The organism is Streptomyces sp. NPDC058773 (assembly GCF_042746015.1).
In the GTDB taxonomy this organism is placed as follows: domain Bacteria; phylum Actinomycetota; class Actinomycetes; order Streptomycetales; family Streptomycetaceae; genus Streptomyces.
The window spans coordinates 412,234-428,438 of the sequence record NZ_JBHYPE010000001.1 but is presented as its reverse complement, the minus strand read 5'-3'; the positions used below and the strand labels follow the sequence as shown (position 1 = coordinate 428,438).

The window sequence follows — 16,205 nt, the reverse complement described above, 5'->3', positions numbered from 1 at the left end:
GCTTAAGCCTCCGGGGCCTCGAACTTGGATGTGCGGATCATGCCGGCGGCCCGGCCCTTGCCGGCGATGACCAGTGCCATCTTCCGGCTCGCCTCATCGATCATCTCGTCGCCGAGCATCGCGGAACCCTTGGCGCCGCCCGCCGCCGAGGTGTGCCACTCGTAGGCGTCCAGGATCAGCTCGGCGTGGTCGTAGTCCTCCTGGGAGGGCGAGAACACCTCGTTGGCGGCCTCGACCTGGCCCGGGTGGAGTACCCACTTGCCGTCGAAGCCGAGGGCGGCGGCGCGCCCGGCGACCTCGCGGTAGCCGTCAACGTTCTTGATCTGAAGGTACGGACCGTCGATCGCCTGGAGATCGTAGGTACGAGCCGCCATCAGAATGCGCATCAGAATGTAGTGATATGCGTCCGCCCCATAGCCGGGCGGCTGCTCGCCGACCACCAGGGACTTCATGTTGATGGACGCCATGAAGTCGGCCGGGCCGAAGATGATGGTCTCCAGGCGCGGCGACGCACCGGCGATCGCGTCGACGTTGACCAGGCCCTTGGCGTTCTCGATCTGCGCCTCGATGCCGATCCGGCCGGCCTCGAAGCCCATGGTCTTCTCGATCTGCGTCAGCAGCAGGTCCAGCGCCACGATCTGCTGGGCGTCCTGGACCTTCGGCAGCATGATGCAGTCGAGGTTCTGCCCCGCGCCCTCGACGACCGTGATGACGTCCCGGTACGTCCAGTGGGTGGTCCAGTCGTTGACCCGCACGACCCGTGTCTTGCCGGTCCAGTCGCCCTCGTTCAGCGCCTCGACGATGTGGTGCCGGGCGCCCTCCTTGGCGAGCGGGGCGCAGGCGTCCTCCAGGTCCAGGAACACCTGGTCCGCCGGGAGGCCCTGGGCCTTCTCCAGAAAGCGCGGGTTGCTGCCGGGGACCGCGAGGCAGGAGCGGCGCGGCCGGCCACCGGGCGGGCGGTTCGCCTGGGTCATGCGGGGACCTCCAGGGGGTCGAGCTGGTTCGCTTTCCGGATCTCGTCGACGATACGGCCGATGATCTCCGTAATACCGAAATCCTTGGGGGTGAAGACGGCCGCCACTCCGGCTTCCCGGAGCGCGGTCGCATCTGCGGAGGGGATGATGCCGCCGACGATGACCGGTATGTCGTCGACGCCGGTGCGGCGCAGCCGGGCCAGGACGTCCGGCACCAGCTCGGCGTGCGAGCCGGACAGGATCGACAGGCCGACGCAGTGCACGTCCTCGGCGACCGCGGCCGAGACGATCTGCTCCGGGGTGAGCCGGATGCCCTGGTAGATCACCTCGAAGCCGGCGTCCCTGGCCCGTACGGCGATCTGCTCGGCGCCGTTGCTGTGCCCGTCCAGGCCGGGCTTGCCGACCAGCAGCCGCAGCTTGCCGCTGCCGAGCTCGGCAGCGGTCTTGGCGACCTTCTCGCGGACCTCGGCGAGCGGGCTGCCCTCCTCGGCGGCGACCGCCAGCGGAGCGCTGGAGACGCCCGTGGGGGCACGGAACTCGCCGAAGACGTCCCGCAGCGCCCAGGCCCACTCACCGGTCGTCACACCGGCGCGTGCGCACTCCAGGGTCGCCGCGAAGAGGTTGCCGTCCCCGGCCGCGGTCTTCTTCAGGCCCGACAGCGCGTCCTGGGCGCGGCTCTCGTCGCGGTTGTCCCGCCACTCGTGCAGCGCCTGGACGACGCGTGCCTCGTTGGCCGGGTCGACGGTCATGATGGCCGTGTCGAGATCCGCGGTGAGCGGGTTGGGCTCGGTGCCCTCGAAGCAGTTGACGCCGACGATCTTCTCCTCGCCGGCCTCGATCCGGGCCCGCCGCTCGGCGTGCGCGGTGACCAGCTGCGACTTGAGGTAGCCGGACTCCACGGCGGCCATCGCGCCGCCCATCTCCTGGATCCGCTCGATCTCCGCGAGGCAGTCGGCGACCAGGGCGTCCACCTTGGCCTCGATGACGTGCGAGCCGGCGAAGATGTCCTCGTACTCCAGCAGATCGCTCTCGTGCGCCAGCACCTGCTGGATACGCAGCGACCACTGCTGGTCCCAGGGGCGGGGCAGTCCCAACGCCTCGTTCCAGGCGGGGAGTTGCACCGCACGGGCGCGGGCGTCCTTGGAGAGCGTGACGGCCAGCATCTCCAGGACGATCCGCTGGACGTTGTTCTCCGGCTGCGCCTCGGTCAGGCCGAGCGAGTTGACCTGGACGCCGTAGCGGAACCGGCGCTGCTTCTCGTTCTCGATGCCGTAGCGCTCCCGGGTGATCTTGTCCCAGATGCGGCCGAAGGCGCGCATCTTGCACATCTCCTCGATGAAGCGGACTCCGGCGTTCACGAAGAACGAGATACGGGCCACGACGTCGCCGAACTTCTCCGGCGGCACCTGCCCGGAGTCCCGCACCGCGTCCAGCACCGCGATCGCGGTGGACATCGCATAGGCGATCTCCTGGACCGGCGTGGCGCCCGCCTCCTGCAGGTGGTAGCTGCAGATGTTGATCGGGTTCCACTTCGGGATGTGCGCCACCGTGTACGTGATCATGTCGGTGGTGAGCCGCAGCGAGGGGCCCGGCGGGAAGACGTGCGTCCCGCGGGACAGGTACTCCTTGACGATGTCGTTCTGCGTCGTCCCCGACAGCTTGGAGATGTCGGCGCCCTGCTCCTCGGCGACCACCTCGTACAGCGCCAGCAGCCACATGGCCGTCGCGTTGATGGTCATCGAGGTGTTCATCTGGTCCAGCGGAATGTCCTGGAACAGCCGTCGCATGTCGCCGAGGTGGGACACCGGCACCCCGACCCGGCCGACCTCGCCGCGGGCGAGGACGTGGTCGGGGTCGTAACCGGTCTGCGTCGGGAGGTCGAACGCGACCGACAGGCCGGTCTGGCCCTTGGCGAGGTTGCGACGGTACAGCTCGTTGGACGCCTCGGCGGTGGAGTGGCCGGCGTACGTCCGCATCAGCCACGGACGATCCTTCTGACGCTCAGTCATATCAGGCCCGTATCTTCGTGGTCCGGAGTCCGAGTGGCCTCAGACGTTCCGGAACCGGTTGATGGCGTCGAGGTGCTTGGCGCGCATTTCTTCGTCGCGCACGCCCATCCCCTCCTCGGGGGCCAGCGCCAGCACGCCGACCTTGCCCTGGTGGAGGTTGCGGTGCACGTCGTACGCCGCCTGCCCGGTCTCTTCGAGGGTGTACGTCTTCGAGAGGGTCGGGTGGATCTTCCCCTTGGCGATCAGGCGGTTGGCCTCCCACGCCTCGCGGTAGTTGGCGAAGTGCGAGCCGACGATCCGCTTCAGCGACATCCACAGGTAGCGGTTGTCGTACTCGTGGTTGTAGCCGGAGGTGGAGGCGCAGGTGACGATGGTGCCGCCCTTGCGCGTGACGTACACCGAGGCGCCGAAGGTCTCCCGGCCGGGGTGCTCGAAGACGATGTCCACGTCCTCGCCGCCGGTCAGCTCGCGGATGCGCTTGCCGAAGCGCTTCCACTCCTTGGGGTCCTGGGTCTGCTCGTCCTTCCAGAACTTGTAGCCCTCGGCGTTGCGGTCGATGATCGCCTCGGCGCCCATCTTCCGGCAGATCTCCGCCTTCTGGTCGCTGGAGACGACACAGATCGGGTTGGCGCCGCCGGCCAGCGCGAACTGGGTGGCGTACGAGCCGAGGCCGCCGCTGGCGCCCCAGATCAGGACGTTGTCGCCCTGCTTCATCGCCGCGCCGTTCTGCGAGACCAGTTGGCGGTAGGCGGTCGAGTTGACCAGACCGGGCGACGCCGCCTCCTCCCAGCTCAGGTGCTTGGGCTTGGGCATCAGCTGGTTGGACTTGACCAGCGCGATCTCGGCCAGGCCGCCGAAGTTGGTCTCGAAGCCCCAGATGCGCTGCTCGGGGTCGAGCATGGTGTCGTTGTGGCCGTCGGAGGACTCCAGCTCGACGGACAGGCAGTGTGCGACGACCTCGTCGCCGGGACCCCAGGCGTTGACACCGGGGCCGGTACGCAGGACCACGCCCGCCAGGTCGGAACCGATCACGTGGTACGGCAGGTCGTGCCGCTTGGTGAGCGGGGAGAGCCTGCCGTAGCGCTCCAGGAACCCGAACGTCGACACGGGCTCGAAGATCGAGGTCCAGACGGAGTTGTAGTTCACGGAGGAGGCCATGACGGCCACCAGCGCCTCGCCCGGGCCCAGCTCGGGCACCGGCACCTCGTCGACGTGCAGTGACTTGCGGGGGTCCTTCACCTTGCTTTCGAGGCCGGCGAACATCTCGGCCTCGTCCTTGTGCACGGTCACCGCGCGGTAGGACTCGGGGATGGTCAGGCCGGCGAAGTCGGCGCTGGTGGTGTCAGGCGCGAGGATTGCGTCCAGGATTTCGTTCACGGGGTGCCTCCGGCGAAGCGCGTCGGGGAAACGGCTTGAGGGAACGTCGGGGTGGTGCGGGAGGTGGTGCCGTCGGTTCGGCCGGGGTGGCGCCGTTGCCGTCGCCTCTGCGGGGGTCGCAGAGCCGTCGGCCGCGGTGCCTGGCAGCGCTGGGTGAGCGCGGTGCCCAGCGGCAGCTGGGAAGTGCCTGTGACGCAGGCATCCGGGCGGACAGCCACATAGGGCTGGTGGGACAGCCGGCGTGCGTGGGTTCGCAGCACGCCGGCCGCCCGGACACCCTCAACGTATGACACCGCGTGCCAGTCGACAAGACACTGAGTGCCAAGAATTTCTCTCAGATGTCATCTGGGCGGCACGCATGAGCAAAAGAAGGCCGATGAGAAGCCTGACGGTGACGCAAAGAAAGCGAAAATGTACGCAGAGTGCGCAGTGAAGGGGTTACGCCATCCGGGTCGCGGCCCGGCCGGTTCAAGGGCGACGGGCCGCGCTCCGTGGAGGGTCAGTTACTTCCGGTCTTTGATCGCCTTGCGGATGGTGCGCATGACCTCGTCCAGCGGGGCGTCCGTACGGGCCACCGCCACCAGGACCTCGCCCTCGCGCGAGACGGACGCCGACGGGGTGTCCCCGCTGCCGGTGCGGCCCGCGCCGATGCCGGCGCCGAAGGTCTCCCGGACGATCGCGAAGGCGTGGTCGAGCTGGGCCTCGACGTCGCCCTGGGCGTCGGCCCGCAGCCAGCGCCGCAGGACGTGGTTGTGCGCGGTGACCACGGCGGACGCCGCGACCTCGGCGAGCAGCGGATCGTCGTCGCCCTCGCGGTGCGCGCCCTCGTCGAAGTGGCCCAGGAGGTAGCGGGTGAACAGCCGCTCGTAACGGGCCACCGAGGCGATCTCGGCCTCGCGCAGCGTGGGCACCTCGCGGGTCAGGCGGTAGCGGGCCACCGAAACGGCCGGGGAGGCCGCGTACATCCGCATGACCTCCTTGATGCCGCGGCAGACCGTGTCGAGGGGGTTCTCGTGCGCCGGGGCGGCGTCCAGGACGGCCTCCGCGCGGACGAGGGTGTCGTCGTGGTCGGGGAAGATCGCCTCTTCCTTGGAGCGGAAGTGACGGAAGAAGGTGCGCCGGGCGACGCCCGCGGCGGCCGCGATCTCGTCGACCGTCGTCGCCTCATAGCCCTTGGTCGCGAACAGCTCCATCGCCGCGGCCGACAATTCACGGCGCATTTTGAGCCGTTGAGCCGCCGCCCGGCGGGTACCGGGGGTCGCGGTGTCGGGGTCGGCGGGCTGCGTACGAGCGGGCTGGGACATGTGGGGACGGTACTGCATATTTACGCGACCTGCGGCATGAGGTGCCACCTCCGCACCGGTGAGCGGGGGTGGACCGCCGTCGGGTTCCAGCAGTCCACCCCACCCTCCCCCCGCCGGGCGGGGGTGCCGCCACGCGTCAGCGCCGGGCGTACTCACGGAAGCCGCGGCCGGTCTTGCGGCCGAGGCAGCCCGCCGCGACGAGGTGCTCCAGCAGCGGCGCCGGGGCCAGCCCGGGGTCGCGGAACTCCGCGTGCAGCACCTTCTCGATGGCCAGCGACACGTCCAGGCCGACCACGTCGAGGAGTTCGAACGGGCCCATCGGGTAGCCGCCGCCGAGCTTCATGGCGGCGTCGATGTCGTCCAGGGTCGCGTAGTGCTCCTCGACCATCTTGATCGCGTTGTTCAGGTACGGGAACAGCAGCGCGTTCACGATGAATCCGGCGCGGTCGCCGCAGTCCACGGGGTGCTTGCGGACCTTGGTGCAGACCGCCCGCACGGTGGCGTGGACGTCGTCGGCCGTCAGGACCGTACGGACCACCTCGACCAGCTTCATGGCGGGCGCCGGGTTGAAGAAGTGCATCCCGATGACGTCCTGCGGGCGCGAGGTGGCGCGGGCGCAGGCCACGACCGGCAGCGACGAGGTCGTGGTGGCCAGGACGGCACCCGGCTTGCAGACCTTGTCCAGCGTCTTGAACAGCTCCTGCTTGACCGCCAGGTCCTCGGCCACCGCCTCGACCGCGAGGTCCACGTCGGCGAACGCGTCCAGCGAACCGGCCGGGGTGATCGCGGCCAGCGCGGTGTCCCGGGTCTCCGCGCTCATCCGGCCCTTGTCCACCGAGCGGCCCAGCGACTTGGCGATCCGGGCCTTCGCCTTCTCGGCCTTCTCCAGGCTGCGGGCCGCCAGCACGACCTTGTAGCCGGCCTTGGCGAAGACCTCGGCGATACCGCTTGCCATCGTCCCGGAACCGGCGACGCCGACACCGGTGACCGTCCGCCCGCCGGCCGGCTCATCGGCGGCCGTCGGGCTCTCCGCGTCCGGCACGACCGTGGCGCTGCCCGGCGCGTCATAGGTGTAGAAACCGCGGCCCGCCTTGCGGCCGGTCAGGCCCGCCTCGGCCAGCTGGCCGAGGATCGGCGCGGGTGCGTGCAGCCGGTCCTGGGACTCGGCATACATCGCCTCCAGGACCGTACGGGCGGTGTCCACGCCGATCAGGTCGAGCAGCGCCAGCGGGCCCATGGGCAGCCCGCAGCCGAGCCGCATCGCGGCGTCGATGTCCTCGCGGGTGGCGTACTTGGCCTCGTACATCGCCGCGGCCTGGTTCAGATAGCCGAACAGCAGACCGTCCGCGACGAAGCCGGGGCGGTCACCCACGGCGATCGGGTCCTTGCCCAGGTCACGGGCGAGTTCGGTGACGGCGGCGACCGCGGTCGGCGCGGTGAGCACCGAGGAGACCACCTCGACCAGCTTCATGGCCGGCGCGGGGTTGAAGAAGTGCAGGCCGAGCACCCGCTCGGGGCGCTGCGAATCGGCGGCCAGCCGGGTCACGGACAGCGCGTTGGTGCCGGTGGCCAGGATGGTGTCCGGCCGGACCACCGCGTCCAGCGCGGCGAAGACCTGCCGCTTGAGCTCGTAGTCCTCGGGCACCACCTCGATGACGAGATCGGCGTCCGCGGCGGCCTGCAGGTCGGTGAAGGTACGGAACCGGGCCAGGGCGTCCTGGCGCTCCCGCTCCGTGAGCCGCTCGCGCTGCACGGCGCGGGCGGTGGCGGATTCGAGGGCGGAGACGGCGTGCCGGGCCGCGGCTTCGTCGGTGTCGATCCCGATGACCTCACGGCCGGCCCGGGTCAGCACCTCGGCGATACCGGTGCCCATGGTGCCCAGACCGATCACGGCCACGGTGGAAAGGGACAGCGAAGAGGCTTGAGTTGAGAGATCAGGGGTGGACTGAGGGCCCATCGCGAGACTCCTGAGGGTGTTCCCCTAGGGAAGGGGAGAAGTGACGACTGAGGGTTGTCCGCGCGGACGCGAGACCTGTGATCACCGCGGCGGAAAAACGGCGGAGAGCCGCGAGGAGCCGCGGCGCCATGGCAGCGCCGGCGGTGCGGGAGACGCGGCGGAAGCCCTGTCCCGGGGCCTTGCCGTGTGCTCCGTACTGTGTCGTGCTGTGCTGAACCGACTTCACTCTGTGGCGGCTGCGTCACCAGGCCGCCCGAGCAGTGGTGCTGCTCGTTCCAGCAGGTTAACCGGTGAGTAACCGGAGCGCCAGGGGTAGCAGGGGTCACTAGGCTGTGGCGCGGGCCACGTCGCGGGAACCGGGGCGGACCCGCGGGAGGGGAGCGACAAATGGAAGAGGGATTCCACGAGTTGACCGACCGGGTGCGGGCCGAACTCCGCTCCCCGGAGGATCTGGTCGCCTACGAGCGGTTGCTCGGGCTGGCCCGCAAGAACACCCCGGCCGCGCGCGAGGAACTGGCCCGGATGCTGGTCGCTGTTGAACGTCCGCTGTGGGCCCGGGAGATCGCCGCCTTCGTCCTCGGCTGCGCCGGAGACAAACGGGCCTTCGAGACGCTCGTCCTGTTACTGAACTACCGCGACCCGGTGCGCTGCGCCACCGCCGCCCACGCACTGGGCCGGCTCGGCGACCCCCGCACCGCCCGCGCCGCGGCCGCGCTCGCCACCAACCCGCTGCGCACCGCCTACGCCCTGTATCCGGTCCGGCTGCTCGCCGAACTCCGCGCACCGCAATCCGTGCCGGCGCTGATCGGGACCCTGGAGCGGCTGCTGACCCCGCACAACCCCTACTGGCGGGTGGCCCTCGCCTGCGTCGAGGGCCTGGGCGCCCTGGGCGACCGCCGCGCGGTCCCCGCCCTCACCTCCGCCGTCGCCCACCCCCGGCTGGCGGCGGCCGCCGCGGCGTCGCTGGCACGGCTGGGCGTGCATGAGGACGTGACGGCGGGCGACGGGGGCGCGGCGGAAGGTGCTGCGGGGGAGGGGGCCGCGGAGGGTGGCCAGGGGGTGTCCGGCTAGCCGGACGTGCGCCCGAGCCCTCGCGCTGCGCCGCCGGGCGGGCCGGTCCCGCGCGATATGGGCGCCGGCACAGGCACCGAGCCGCGTCGGCCGCCGGATGTCAGTGGCGGGGGCTATAAGTGGGGACCATGACCTCCACGCCGCTGCACTGGAAGCTCGTCGTCGACACCCATGACCCGCACGCCCAGGCCGACTTCTGGGCGGCCGCGCTCCGCTACGAGCTGGAGGACCACAGCGCCCTCATCGGCAAGCTCCTCGACCTCGGCGCCATCCCGCCCGAGATCCTCCTCGACCACCACGGCCGGCGGTCCTGGCGGGACGCCGCTGCGGTACGCCACCCCGACGACCCGTACGACCCGGAGAGCGGCACGGGCCTGGGGCGCCGGCTGCTCTTCAACCGCGTACCGGAGACCGAGAAGAAGACGGCCAAGAACCGCCTGCACATGGACCTGCACGGCCCCGCGGGCGGGCTGGACTCGGAGGTCGAGCGCCTCCGCACCCTCGGCGCCCTGGTAGAGCGCCATGTCAAGGAACCGGCCGGCGAGTGGGTGGTCATGACGGACCCGGAGGGCAACGAATTCTGTGTGCACTAGGTGTGCTGTCCGGAGAGGCTGGCGACGCGCTGTCAGTTCGCGGCTGCTTCGGACCATACGGCCTCGTAGTACCGGACCCGATCGTCTTCAGCGACCGGGTGCATACCGGCTGCGGTCATCACGCGCTGGGACGCGACGTTGTCGTGGTCGGCGTCGCCCTTCACACAGGCGATGCCGCTCGCTCGGGCGTATGCCAGGAGTGCCCGCAGGGCCTCGGAGGCGTATCCGTGGCCACGGGCCGACGGCACCAGGCCGTAGCCGATCGTGACGCTGCCGTCCGCATCGGCCGGGCCATGGAAATCCACCCCGCCGATCGCGCACCCGTCGTGACGACACCGGATCTCATAGGCGCCCGGATGCCGGGCGCCACTCCCCTCCGCGCAGGAACGCAGAAAACGCCTCGCCGCGGACTGGTCCCCCTCCATCGGGTACTCGGGGGCCCAGAAGGCGCTTCCCACTGGAATTCCGGCCACCAGCCCCGCCGCCTCGCCGACGCTCAGCCGGTGAAGTACCAGCCGCTCTGTCACGAGGTCACTCGCGGCGCGATCATCCATGGAAGGCCCCGGGGTGTCGCTGAGGGGGGCTATGTCCCGGGGTTCCGGGGCCAGAGCGCAGCGGTAGCGCAGCTCGGGGACCTCGGTGCCGCCCACGTCGGACGCCTCCTCGGCGCCGTCCGGTACGAAACCGGCCCGCTCATAGAAGCGCTGGGCGCGGGTGTTGCCGCGGACGACCCAGAGGTACAGGGTGTGGAAGCCGTGCGCGCGGGCGCGGGCCGTGCCGGCGGAGAGCAGGGCGCGTCCGATGCCCGTGGCGATCAGGGCGGGGCTCACGTAGAGGGCGAGCAGTTCGCCCGCCGACGGCCGGGAAGCGGCCAACTCACCGGCTCCCGGGGCGATGTCGGGGTCGCGGGACGGGCCGACGCACACCCAGCCGACGACCTCGCCGTCCCGCTCGGCCACCAGGTCCGACACCTCCGGGGAGCGGCGCCCGAACCACGACCTCCGCTGCTCGGCGTCCGCCGCCACGCTCATCGCGTCCAGATACGCCTGTGGCATCAGGCCGCGGTAGGCCGCCTGCCAGCCGTGGACCCGCACAGCGGAGACCGCGTCGATGTCGGCTTCGGTCATCTCCCGTATGTGTACGGGGCGTGGTGGCTGCCCTGTGGTGTGCTCAGAGGTCCCGTCCATGCCGGAGAGGTTGCCGGAGAGGTGTGGGGCCTCGTCAAAGGGTTTTGGCGTACGACCGGTGCCGGGCGTCCCGTCCCGGTGGGGTCGGGGCGGGGGCCGGGGTCGGGGTCAGATCAGGGTCAACTGGGTGGGTTCCGTGGGGTGGTGGGAGGTGTCGTCGTCCGCGGCCGTTCTTCCGGGTGAGAAGCGCCTTTTGATGCTCCTGCAGAGGTGCCCGAGAGGAGAGTGGTCGGTACAGACCACTTGCTCGCCAAGGAGGCCAGATGCTCCCCACGATGGCGGAACACGGATGCTCGCCCGAGCACCACACGACCCACATCAAGGCCGACGGAACACACATCGAAAAGTGCGCTTCGTGCGGCTACACCATCACCCACAACCGACCAGCAGGAGGCACCAATGCCTTGCCTGGCACCCCGGCCCGACACCCGGACCGTGACGTCCGTCGATGAGATCAGCGCCGACCTGACGCCTAGTGCGGACCGCAATGCCCGATCTGCGGGTCGAGCAACACGTACACCCAGACAGACGAACGAATGGTTACTTGGATCATCTGCCAGGACCCCGGTTGCGGCGCCCGTTCCTGCTGAATGGCCCCGAAAGCGCCCCCGCCCATGTCCCTTTCCCGGGGCGTGAGCGGGGGCTTTCTGCTCGGTGGGCCTACGCGACCACGTGCAGGGGGCGGCCGGCGCGGGTGGAGCTATGGGCAGTGTCGATCGTCCGGCTGACGACCTCCGTGCCGAACGGTGCGGACGGGCTGTCGCCGAGATTGCTCCAGCGCATCGGGCCTCCTTCTGGATCCTGCCGAGCCCCGTGCGCGATAATGGAACAGATGTTCCCCTCCGGGTCGGAGCCCCTGAATTTGGGCGCGCCGACGAGGGGTGGTTGGCTTGGTGGCGCACCGCAGGACCGGCAGGTCGACAACTGGAGGAAGACGCAATGGGGCAGGTCGAGGCCATCACGCAGCGCGAGATCGCGGCGGACCCGGAGGACGTGTTCGACGCGCTCGCCGACTACAGCGGCACGCGCCGGCAGCTGCTGCCCGAGCACTTCAGTGAGTACGAGGTCCGCGAGGGCGGCGACGGCAAGGGCACCCTCGTCCACTGGAAGCTCCAGGCCACGAGCAAGCGGGTGCGGGACTGTCTGCTGGAGGTCGACGAGCCGACCGACGGCCAGCTCGTGGAGAAGGACCGCAACTCCTCCATGGTGACCACCTGGGTCGTCACCCCGGCCGGTGAGGGACGCGCCAAGGTCGTCGTCACCACCACCTGGCAGGGCGCCGGCGGTATCGGCGGCTTCTTCGAGCGGACCTTCGCGCCCAAGGGGCTCGGCCGGATCTACGACGCCCTGCTGGCCAACCTCGCCGCCCACGTGGAGAAGTGAGCGACGCTCACCCCGTCACCTGGCGTGCATGCCGTCACACTCACCGGTTCGGGTGGTTTCCCATGAGTCGACGTGTGCGGCCCGCCGGAGCGGTTCCGTACGGAAAGCCCTGATGGGAGCCCAATAGGCGTTCCCGGCAAGGTACTTGACGTCCGGTCCCGCCCCGCCCGCACCCCTTTGCCGCGCTTGATCGGTGTTGTCGCCCAATGCGAGAACTTGGGCGGCAACAGGCGTGACGAGGGGAGCAGGACGTGGGCGGGACCACCCTGAGCGAGTGGGCCGGGCGCACCGATCCGCCCGTGTCCGGTGCGACGACGGTGCCGGCGAAGGCGACGGGAACGGCGACGGCAGCGGGAACGGGAGCGGGAACGGGAAGGGTACCGGCACCGGACACGGCTCCGGGCCCGAGCCGGACTTCGCGCCCGGCCGCGAAATCGGCACCGAGTTCGGCTGCGAGTTCGGCTCCCGGCCCGGCCGCGAGTCCGGCTCCCCATCCCCGCACGGCCGTGAGCCCGACTCCGGAGCCGGTCCCGGCCGTGGGCGGCGAGGCCGGGGAGCCCGCCCCCGTGGCACCGGCAGCGGCACCAGCCCCGCTCAGCGCCCGCCGCACCCGTCTGGTCGTCGCCGGCCTGATGCTCACGCCGCTGCTCGCCGCCCTCGACCAGGCCGTCGTCGTCACCGCGCTGCCGAAGATCTTCGGTGCGCTGCCGGGACCGGGCGCGATGTCCTGGGTGGTGACGTCCTACCTGCTCGCCTCGGCCCTCGGGCTGCCCCTCCACGGCAGGCTCGGCGACCGCTTCGGCCGTAAGCCGGTCTTCCTCTTCGCCGTCCTCGTCTTCACCGTCGGCTCGGCGCTGGCCGGCTGGTCCCGGAGCATGGACGAACTGATCGCCTTCCGGGCCGTCCAGGGGGTCGGCGGCGGTGGGCTGATCCTCGGCGTCCAGGCGATCGTCGCCGATCTCGTGCCGCGCCGGGCCCGCGTCCGTTACACGGGCCTGACCGGTGCCGCCCTCGGCCTCGCCGCCGCGGCCGGGCCGCTGATCGGCGGCTTCTGTGCCGATCACGCGTCCTGGCGGTGGTGCTTCTACCTCAACGTCCCATTCGGCGCGCTGACGTTCCTGCTCATTCCCTGGGCGCTGAAGCTGCCCCGGCCCGCGCGGCGCAGCAAGCTGGACCTCGCCGGAGCGCTGCTGCTCGCCGTGTTCGCCATCTCCCTGATCCTGCTGGCCAGTTGGGGCGGCAGTACGTACGCCTGGAACTCGCGGGTCGTGCTCGGTCTCGGCGCCGGAGCGCTCGGCACCGCTCTGCTGTTCCTCGCGGTCGAGTACTTCGCCGCCGAACCCCTGCTCCCGCTACGGCGGTTCCGCGACGCGCTCTGCCACGTCACCGGCCTGACCGGCATCGCCGTCGCCCTCGCCGTCGCCCTCGCGCTCTTCGGCGCCGCCGAATACCTGCCGGCCTTCCTCCAGGGACTCGACGGCGCGCCCCCCACCGCCACCGCCACCGAGTCCGGACTGCTGATGCTGCCCCTGACGGGCGGCATCCTCATCGCCTCGCTCGTCTCCGGGCGGCTCATCCACCGCGCCGGTCACCGCACCGGCCACCGCAAGGTCCTCCCCGTCCTGGGGTGCGCCATGGCCGCGACGGGGATGTGGCTGCTGACGCGGTCGCAGCAGGCCACCGCGGGGGAGGCCGGCAGCCTCTGGACGGGCCTCCTCGGTCTCGGAGCCGGTATCGGCTGCGTCCTGCCGGTGCTGGTGCTCGCCGTACGGAACTCCGTACGCGCCGTCGGCCCCGGCCCCGGCCCCGACCTCGGCACTGCGACCGGCGCCCCCCGCTGCCTCCGGCGGCTCGGCAGCAGCGTCGGCGCCGCCCTCTTCGGCATCCTCCTCGCCGACCGGGTGGCCCGTCGGCTCGCGGACGGGCCGTCGGCATCCTCGCTACTGCCCGGCCCGGAGCCGCTCACCCCGCATCTGCTGCGTGTGCTGCCCGCCGGGCTGCGCGACAGCCAACTCGCCGCGTACGCCGACGCCGTGCCCGGGATCTTCTGCTACCTCGTGCCGGTGCTCGTCCTGGGCCTGGTGCTCGCCTTCTTCCGGAAAGAGAAACCATTGGTGTCCCACGCGTCTCATGCCCCACAGGCCTCCCCGTCCCCGCTGTCGTACGGCGACCCGGCCGACCCCGCCGCCGTCCCGCCGGCGCGTTCCACCACGGACCGGACCACCGTCAACTCCCATGACTCCGGCGTCCCTTACGCGCGTGCGCACAGCTACGCCCCCGCCGGCCCCGCCCCCGTCACCGCCGGTGTCCCGGTGTGCGGCACCGTCCAGCACCACGACGGCAGCACCGTGCCGCGTGCCGCGCTCACCCTCATCGATGTCGCGGGGCGGCAGATCGGCCGCGGCGCCACCGGGGAGGACGGGCGGTACGCGCTGAGTACCCCGGGCACCGGCTCGTATGTGCTGATCGCGGCTGCGGGCGGGCACCAGCCGCAGGCGGTCACGGTCACCGTCGGCGAACGGCCGGTCGAGCTGGATGTCGTGCTCGGCGGCGCGGGCCGGCTCGCGGGCACCGTCACCACCGCGGACGGCACCCCGGTACGCGACGCCATGGTCACCCTCACCGATGTACGCGGAGAGGTCGTCGCCACCACCCGCAGCGGCCGCGAAGGCGGCTATGTCATCGGGGAGTTGGTGGCGGGCGAATACACCCTGGCCTCCAGTGCCCCGGCGTTCCGCCCCGCCGCGCTGCCGGTGACCGTCCAGGCCTCCCGGGAGACCCGCCAGGACATCGAGCTGGCCGGTGGCGCGGTGCTGCGCGGGACCGTACGGGCGGGCGGCGGCCGGCCCGTCGAGGACGCCAGGGTCACCCTGCTGGACGCCGCCGGCAATGTCGTCGACACCGCGACCACCGGGCCCGATGGTCTGTTCCGCTTCGTCGACCTGTCGGCCGGTGAGTACACCGTCATCGCCGCCGGCTACCCGCCGGTGGCCACCGTCCTCCAGGTCGCGGGCGGCGGCCGCACCGAACGCGACCTCCAGCTGGGGCACGAGGACTGAACGGGGTGTGCGCCAGAGCTGTCAGGGCTGACCCGTAAGGGAGGCGGGGCGCCCCGTAAGGGACGCGGGAGGCCCAGCCCCGACAACCCCGCTCCGCCCGCCAACTCGCCCTGTACACAAGGTGCGTAGGGTTCTCACCGGCGGGCCCTCAAGGGGAACCCGCCGCGGAACGACGGGGGATGGGACGGGGGAGTCGAGCCATGGCGGCAGCCGGTGGGCGCACGCGGGTGACGGGACGGCGGGCGGTGGCCGTCATCGTGCTGGTGCTGGTCGTGCTCGTGGGCGGTGGGTACGCGGCGAAGCCGCTGTGGCAGCCGTATTGGTACGCGACGCGGATCTGTGGGGGGCTGCTCCCGGCGGACGATCTGGCGGAGGTGCTCCCCACCGAGCAGCTGAAGTCCGGCAAGGAGGAGACCGATCTCGCCCACGGCCTGATGAGGTGCGGGGTGGACACGCCGGACGACCACTTCTCGCTGCTGGTGAACGTCGACTCCGATCCCGACGATGTGGTCCGGCTGCTCAGGGCTGAGTTCACCATCCCCACCGTGCCGCGCTTCGACTTCCCCGCGGGAATCCCCGGATTCCGCGGCGACCTGGGGCACTACATCGTGCAGGAGTGCCCGGATCTGCGGCGGGACTCCTTCGGCCGCAAACGGCGGCTGGTGACCCGGGTGGCCGGCAAGTGGAACGAGGAGCACGGCACCCCCGCCACGCTGCGGATCGCTGTCGCGGTCGCCAACGGCGCGGCGGCGCAGTCCGGTTGCGGCGCGCCGCGGCTGCCGCTGCCGCAGCGGACGGAGCTGCGTCCGAAGGCCGTGCCACTGGAGCGGGGCGGTGCCGGTTGCGGCTGGCTCGCCCGGGCCCGGCTCCCCGAGAATCCGGCGGGCCGGCCCTGGCGGGTGGTCGCGCGCTCCGACGCACATGCCCCGATCACCCGCTGCACGCTGGTGGACCGCACGGGCGGGCCGTCGTACGCCGAGTTCAGCGGCTGGTACGGAGACTGGACGAAGGAGCCCTTCAAGAGACTGGTCATGGGCAACGTCCGGCTGCCGGATGACTTCCCGGACGGTGGGCAGACGATGAGCGAGGACTTCGGCACCGCCGCCGCCCGCTGTGACGGCGAGGCCGCCCACTTCGAGGTGAGCGGCTCCATGGACTCGTCGGAGCGGCGCCTCCCGGGGCGCGAACTGCGGCCGCTCCTGGTCGCGTTCGCCAAGGATCAGGCCCGGCGGCGGGGCTGCGGCCACCTGGTGCTGCCGGGGCGGGAGATCTTCCCGAACGGGCGATGAGC

General features: G+C 71.2%; 11 protein-coding genes and 2 pseudogenes. 5 read left to right on the top strand and 8 right to left on the bottom strand.

The features are described 5' to 3' along the window. Positions 1–2: 2 nt before the first annotated feature. From ACFW5B_RS01890 to ACFW5B_RS01870, 5 genes are all read right to left on the bottom strand, one after another. Positions 3–974, bottom strand: coding sequence for an HpcH/HpaI aldolase/citrate lyase family protein (locus ACFW5B_RS01890; protein ID WP_386431620.1), 972 nt, complete (start codon positions 972–974; stop codon positions 3–5). Beyond that, on the bottom strand, positions 971–2,983 hold the full coding sequence (locus ACFW5B_RS01885) for a protein meaA (protein ID WP_386431617.1): 2,013 nt from the start codon (positions 2,981–2,983) through the stop codon (positions 971–973). The genes ACFW5B_RS01890 and ACFW5B_RS01885 overlap by 4 nt, the downstream gene beginning before the upstream one ends. Before the next feature lie 39 nt (positions 2,984–3,022). Next, a complete protein-coding gene (ccrA, locus tag ACFW5B_RS01880) occupies positions 3,023–4,360 on the bottom strand; it encodes a crotonyl-CoA carboxylase/reductase (protein ID WP_386431615.1) in 1,338 nt (445 codons plus the stop codon). Between the two features lie 503 nt (positions 4,361–4,863). Next, positions 4,864–5,664 carry a TetR family transcriptional regulator gene (locus ACFW5B_RS01875; RefSeq protein WP_386431613.1) on the bottom strand — a complete coding sequence of 267 codons (801 nt, stop codon included), beginning with the start codon at positions 5,662–5,664 and terminating at the stop codon, positions 4,864–4,866. Positions 5,665–5,800: 136 nt separating this feature from the next. After that, the gene (locus ACFW5B_RS01870) at positions 5,801–7,621 is read right to left on the bottom strand and encodes a 3-hydroxyacyl-CoA dehydrogenase family protein (RefSeq protein WP_386431610.1); all 1,821 of its coding nucleotides are present in this window, start codon (positions 7,619–7,621) and stop codon (positions 5,801–5,803) included. 387 nt (positions 7,622–8,008) lie between these two features. Between ACFW5B_RS01870 and ACFW5B_RS01865 the strand changes: the two genes are divergently transcribed. Continuing rightward, a complete protein-coding gene (locus ACFW5B_RS01865; RefSeq protein ID WP_386431607.1) occupies positions 8,009–8,692 on the top strand; it encodes a HEAT repeat domain-containing protein in 684 nt (227 codons plus the stop codon). A gap of 128 nt (positions 8,693–8,820) precedes the next feature. Then, positions 8,821–9,285, top strand: coding sequence for a VOC family protein (locus ACFW5B_RS01860; protein ID WP_386431604.1), 465 nt, complete (start codon positions 8,821–8,823; stop codon positions 9,283–9,285). Between the two features lie 32 nt (positions 9,286–9,317). On the opposite strand, the pseudogene ACFW5B_RS01855 reads toward ACFW5B_RS01860, so the two are convergent. The 3 genes and pseudogenes from ACFW5B_RS01855 to ACFW5B_RS01845 all read right to left on the bottom strand — a co-directional run. Continuing rightward, positions 9,318–9,791, bottom strand: a pseudogene (locus tag ACFW5B_RS01855) (GNAT family N-acetyltransferase); the annotation flags it as partial. Positions 9,792–9,899: 108 nt separating this feature from the next. Further along, positions 9,900–10,412, bottom strand: a pseudogene (locus tag ACFW5B_RS01850) (GNAT family N-acetyltransferase); the annotation flags it as partial. A 720-nt stretch (positions 10,413–11,132) separates the two neighbouring features. After that, positions 11,133–11,255, bottom strand: coding sequence for a hypothetical protein (locus tag ACFW5B_RS01845; protein WP_386431601.1), 123 nt, complete (start codon positions 11,253–11,255; stop codon positions 11,133–11,135). A 156-nt stretch (positions 11,256–11,411) separates the two neighbouring features. Here ACFW5B_RS01845 and ACFW5B_RS01840 point away from each other — a divergent pair, with 156 nt between their 5' ends. The 3 genes from ACFW5B_RS01840 to ACFW5B_RS01830 all read left to right on the top strand — a co-directional run bounded on the left by ACFW5B_RS01840 (position 11,412) and on the right by ACFW5B_RS01830 (position 16,203). Continuing rightward, a complete protein-coding gene (locus tag ACFW5B_RS01840) occupies positions 11,412–11,855 on the top strand; it encodes an SRPBCC family protein (protein WP_386431598.1) in 444 nt (147 codons plus the stop codon). Between the two features lie 632 nt (positions 11,856–12,487). Then, positions 12,488–14,914 carry an MFS transporter gene (locus ACFW5B_RS01835; RefSeq protein ID WP_386431711.1) on the top strand — a complete coding sequence of 809 codons (2,427 nt, stop codon included), beginning with the start codon at positions 12,488–12,490 and terminating at the stop codon, positions 14,912–14,914. Between the two features lie 200 nt (positions 14,915–15,114). Next, on the top strand, positions 15,115–16,203 hold the full coding sequence (locus ACFW5B_RS01830) for a hypothetical protein (protein ID WP_386431595.1): 1,089 nt from the start codon (positions 15,115–15,117) through the stop codon (positions 16,201–16,203). The last annotated feature ends 2 nt before the right edge of the window (positions 16,204–16,205 follow it).

Excerpts from the sequence above, each read along its gene's own strand:
- ACFW5B_RS01840 (WP_386431598.1), top strand. The coding sequence starts at position 11,412 with ATGGGGCAGGTCGAGGCCATCACGCAGCGCGAGATCGCGGCGGACCCG.
- ACFW5B_RS01885 (WP_386431617.1), bottom strand. The coding sequence starts at position 2,983 with ATGACTGAGCGTCAGAAGGATCGTCCGTGGCTGATGCGGACGTACGCC.
- ACFW5B_RS01870 (WP_386431610.1), bottom strand. The coding sequence starts at position 7,621 with ATGGGCCCTCAGTCCACCCCTGATCTCTCAACTCAAGCCTCTTCGCTG.
- ACFW5B_RS01860 (WP_386431604.1), top strand. The coding sequence starts at position 8,821 with ATGACCTCCACGCCGCTGCACTGGAAGCTCGTCGTCGACACCCATGAC.
- ACFW5B_RS01890 (WP_386431620.1), bottom strand. The coding sequence starts at position 974 with ATGACCCAGGCGAACCGCCCGCCCGGTGGCCGGCCGCGCCGCTCCTGC.
- ACFW5B_RS01865 (WP_386431607.1), top strand. The coding sequence starts at position 8,009 with ATGGAAGAGGGATTCCACGAGTTGACCGACCGGGTGCGGGCCGAACTC.
- ACFW5B_RS01875 (WP_386431613.1), bottom strand. The coding sequence starts at position 5,664 with ATGTCCCAGCCCGCTCGTACGCAGCCCGCCGACCCCGACACCGCGACC.
- ACFW5B_RS01845 (WP_386431601.1), bottom strand. The coding sequence starts at position 11,255 with ATGCGCTGGAGCAATCTCGGCGACAGCCCGTCCGCACCGTTCGGCACG.
- ACFW5B_RS01830 (WP_386431595.1), top strand. The coding sequence starts at position 15,115 with ATGGCGGCAGCCGGTGGGCGCACGCGGGTGACGGGACGGCGGGCGGTG.
- ACFW5B_RS01835 (WP_386431711.1), top strand. The coding sequence starts at position 12,488 with ATGCTCACGCCGCTGCTCGCCGCCCTCGACCAGGCCGTCGTCGTCACC.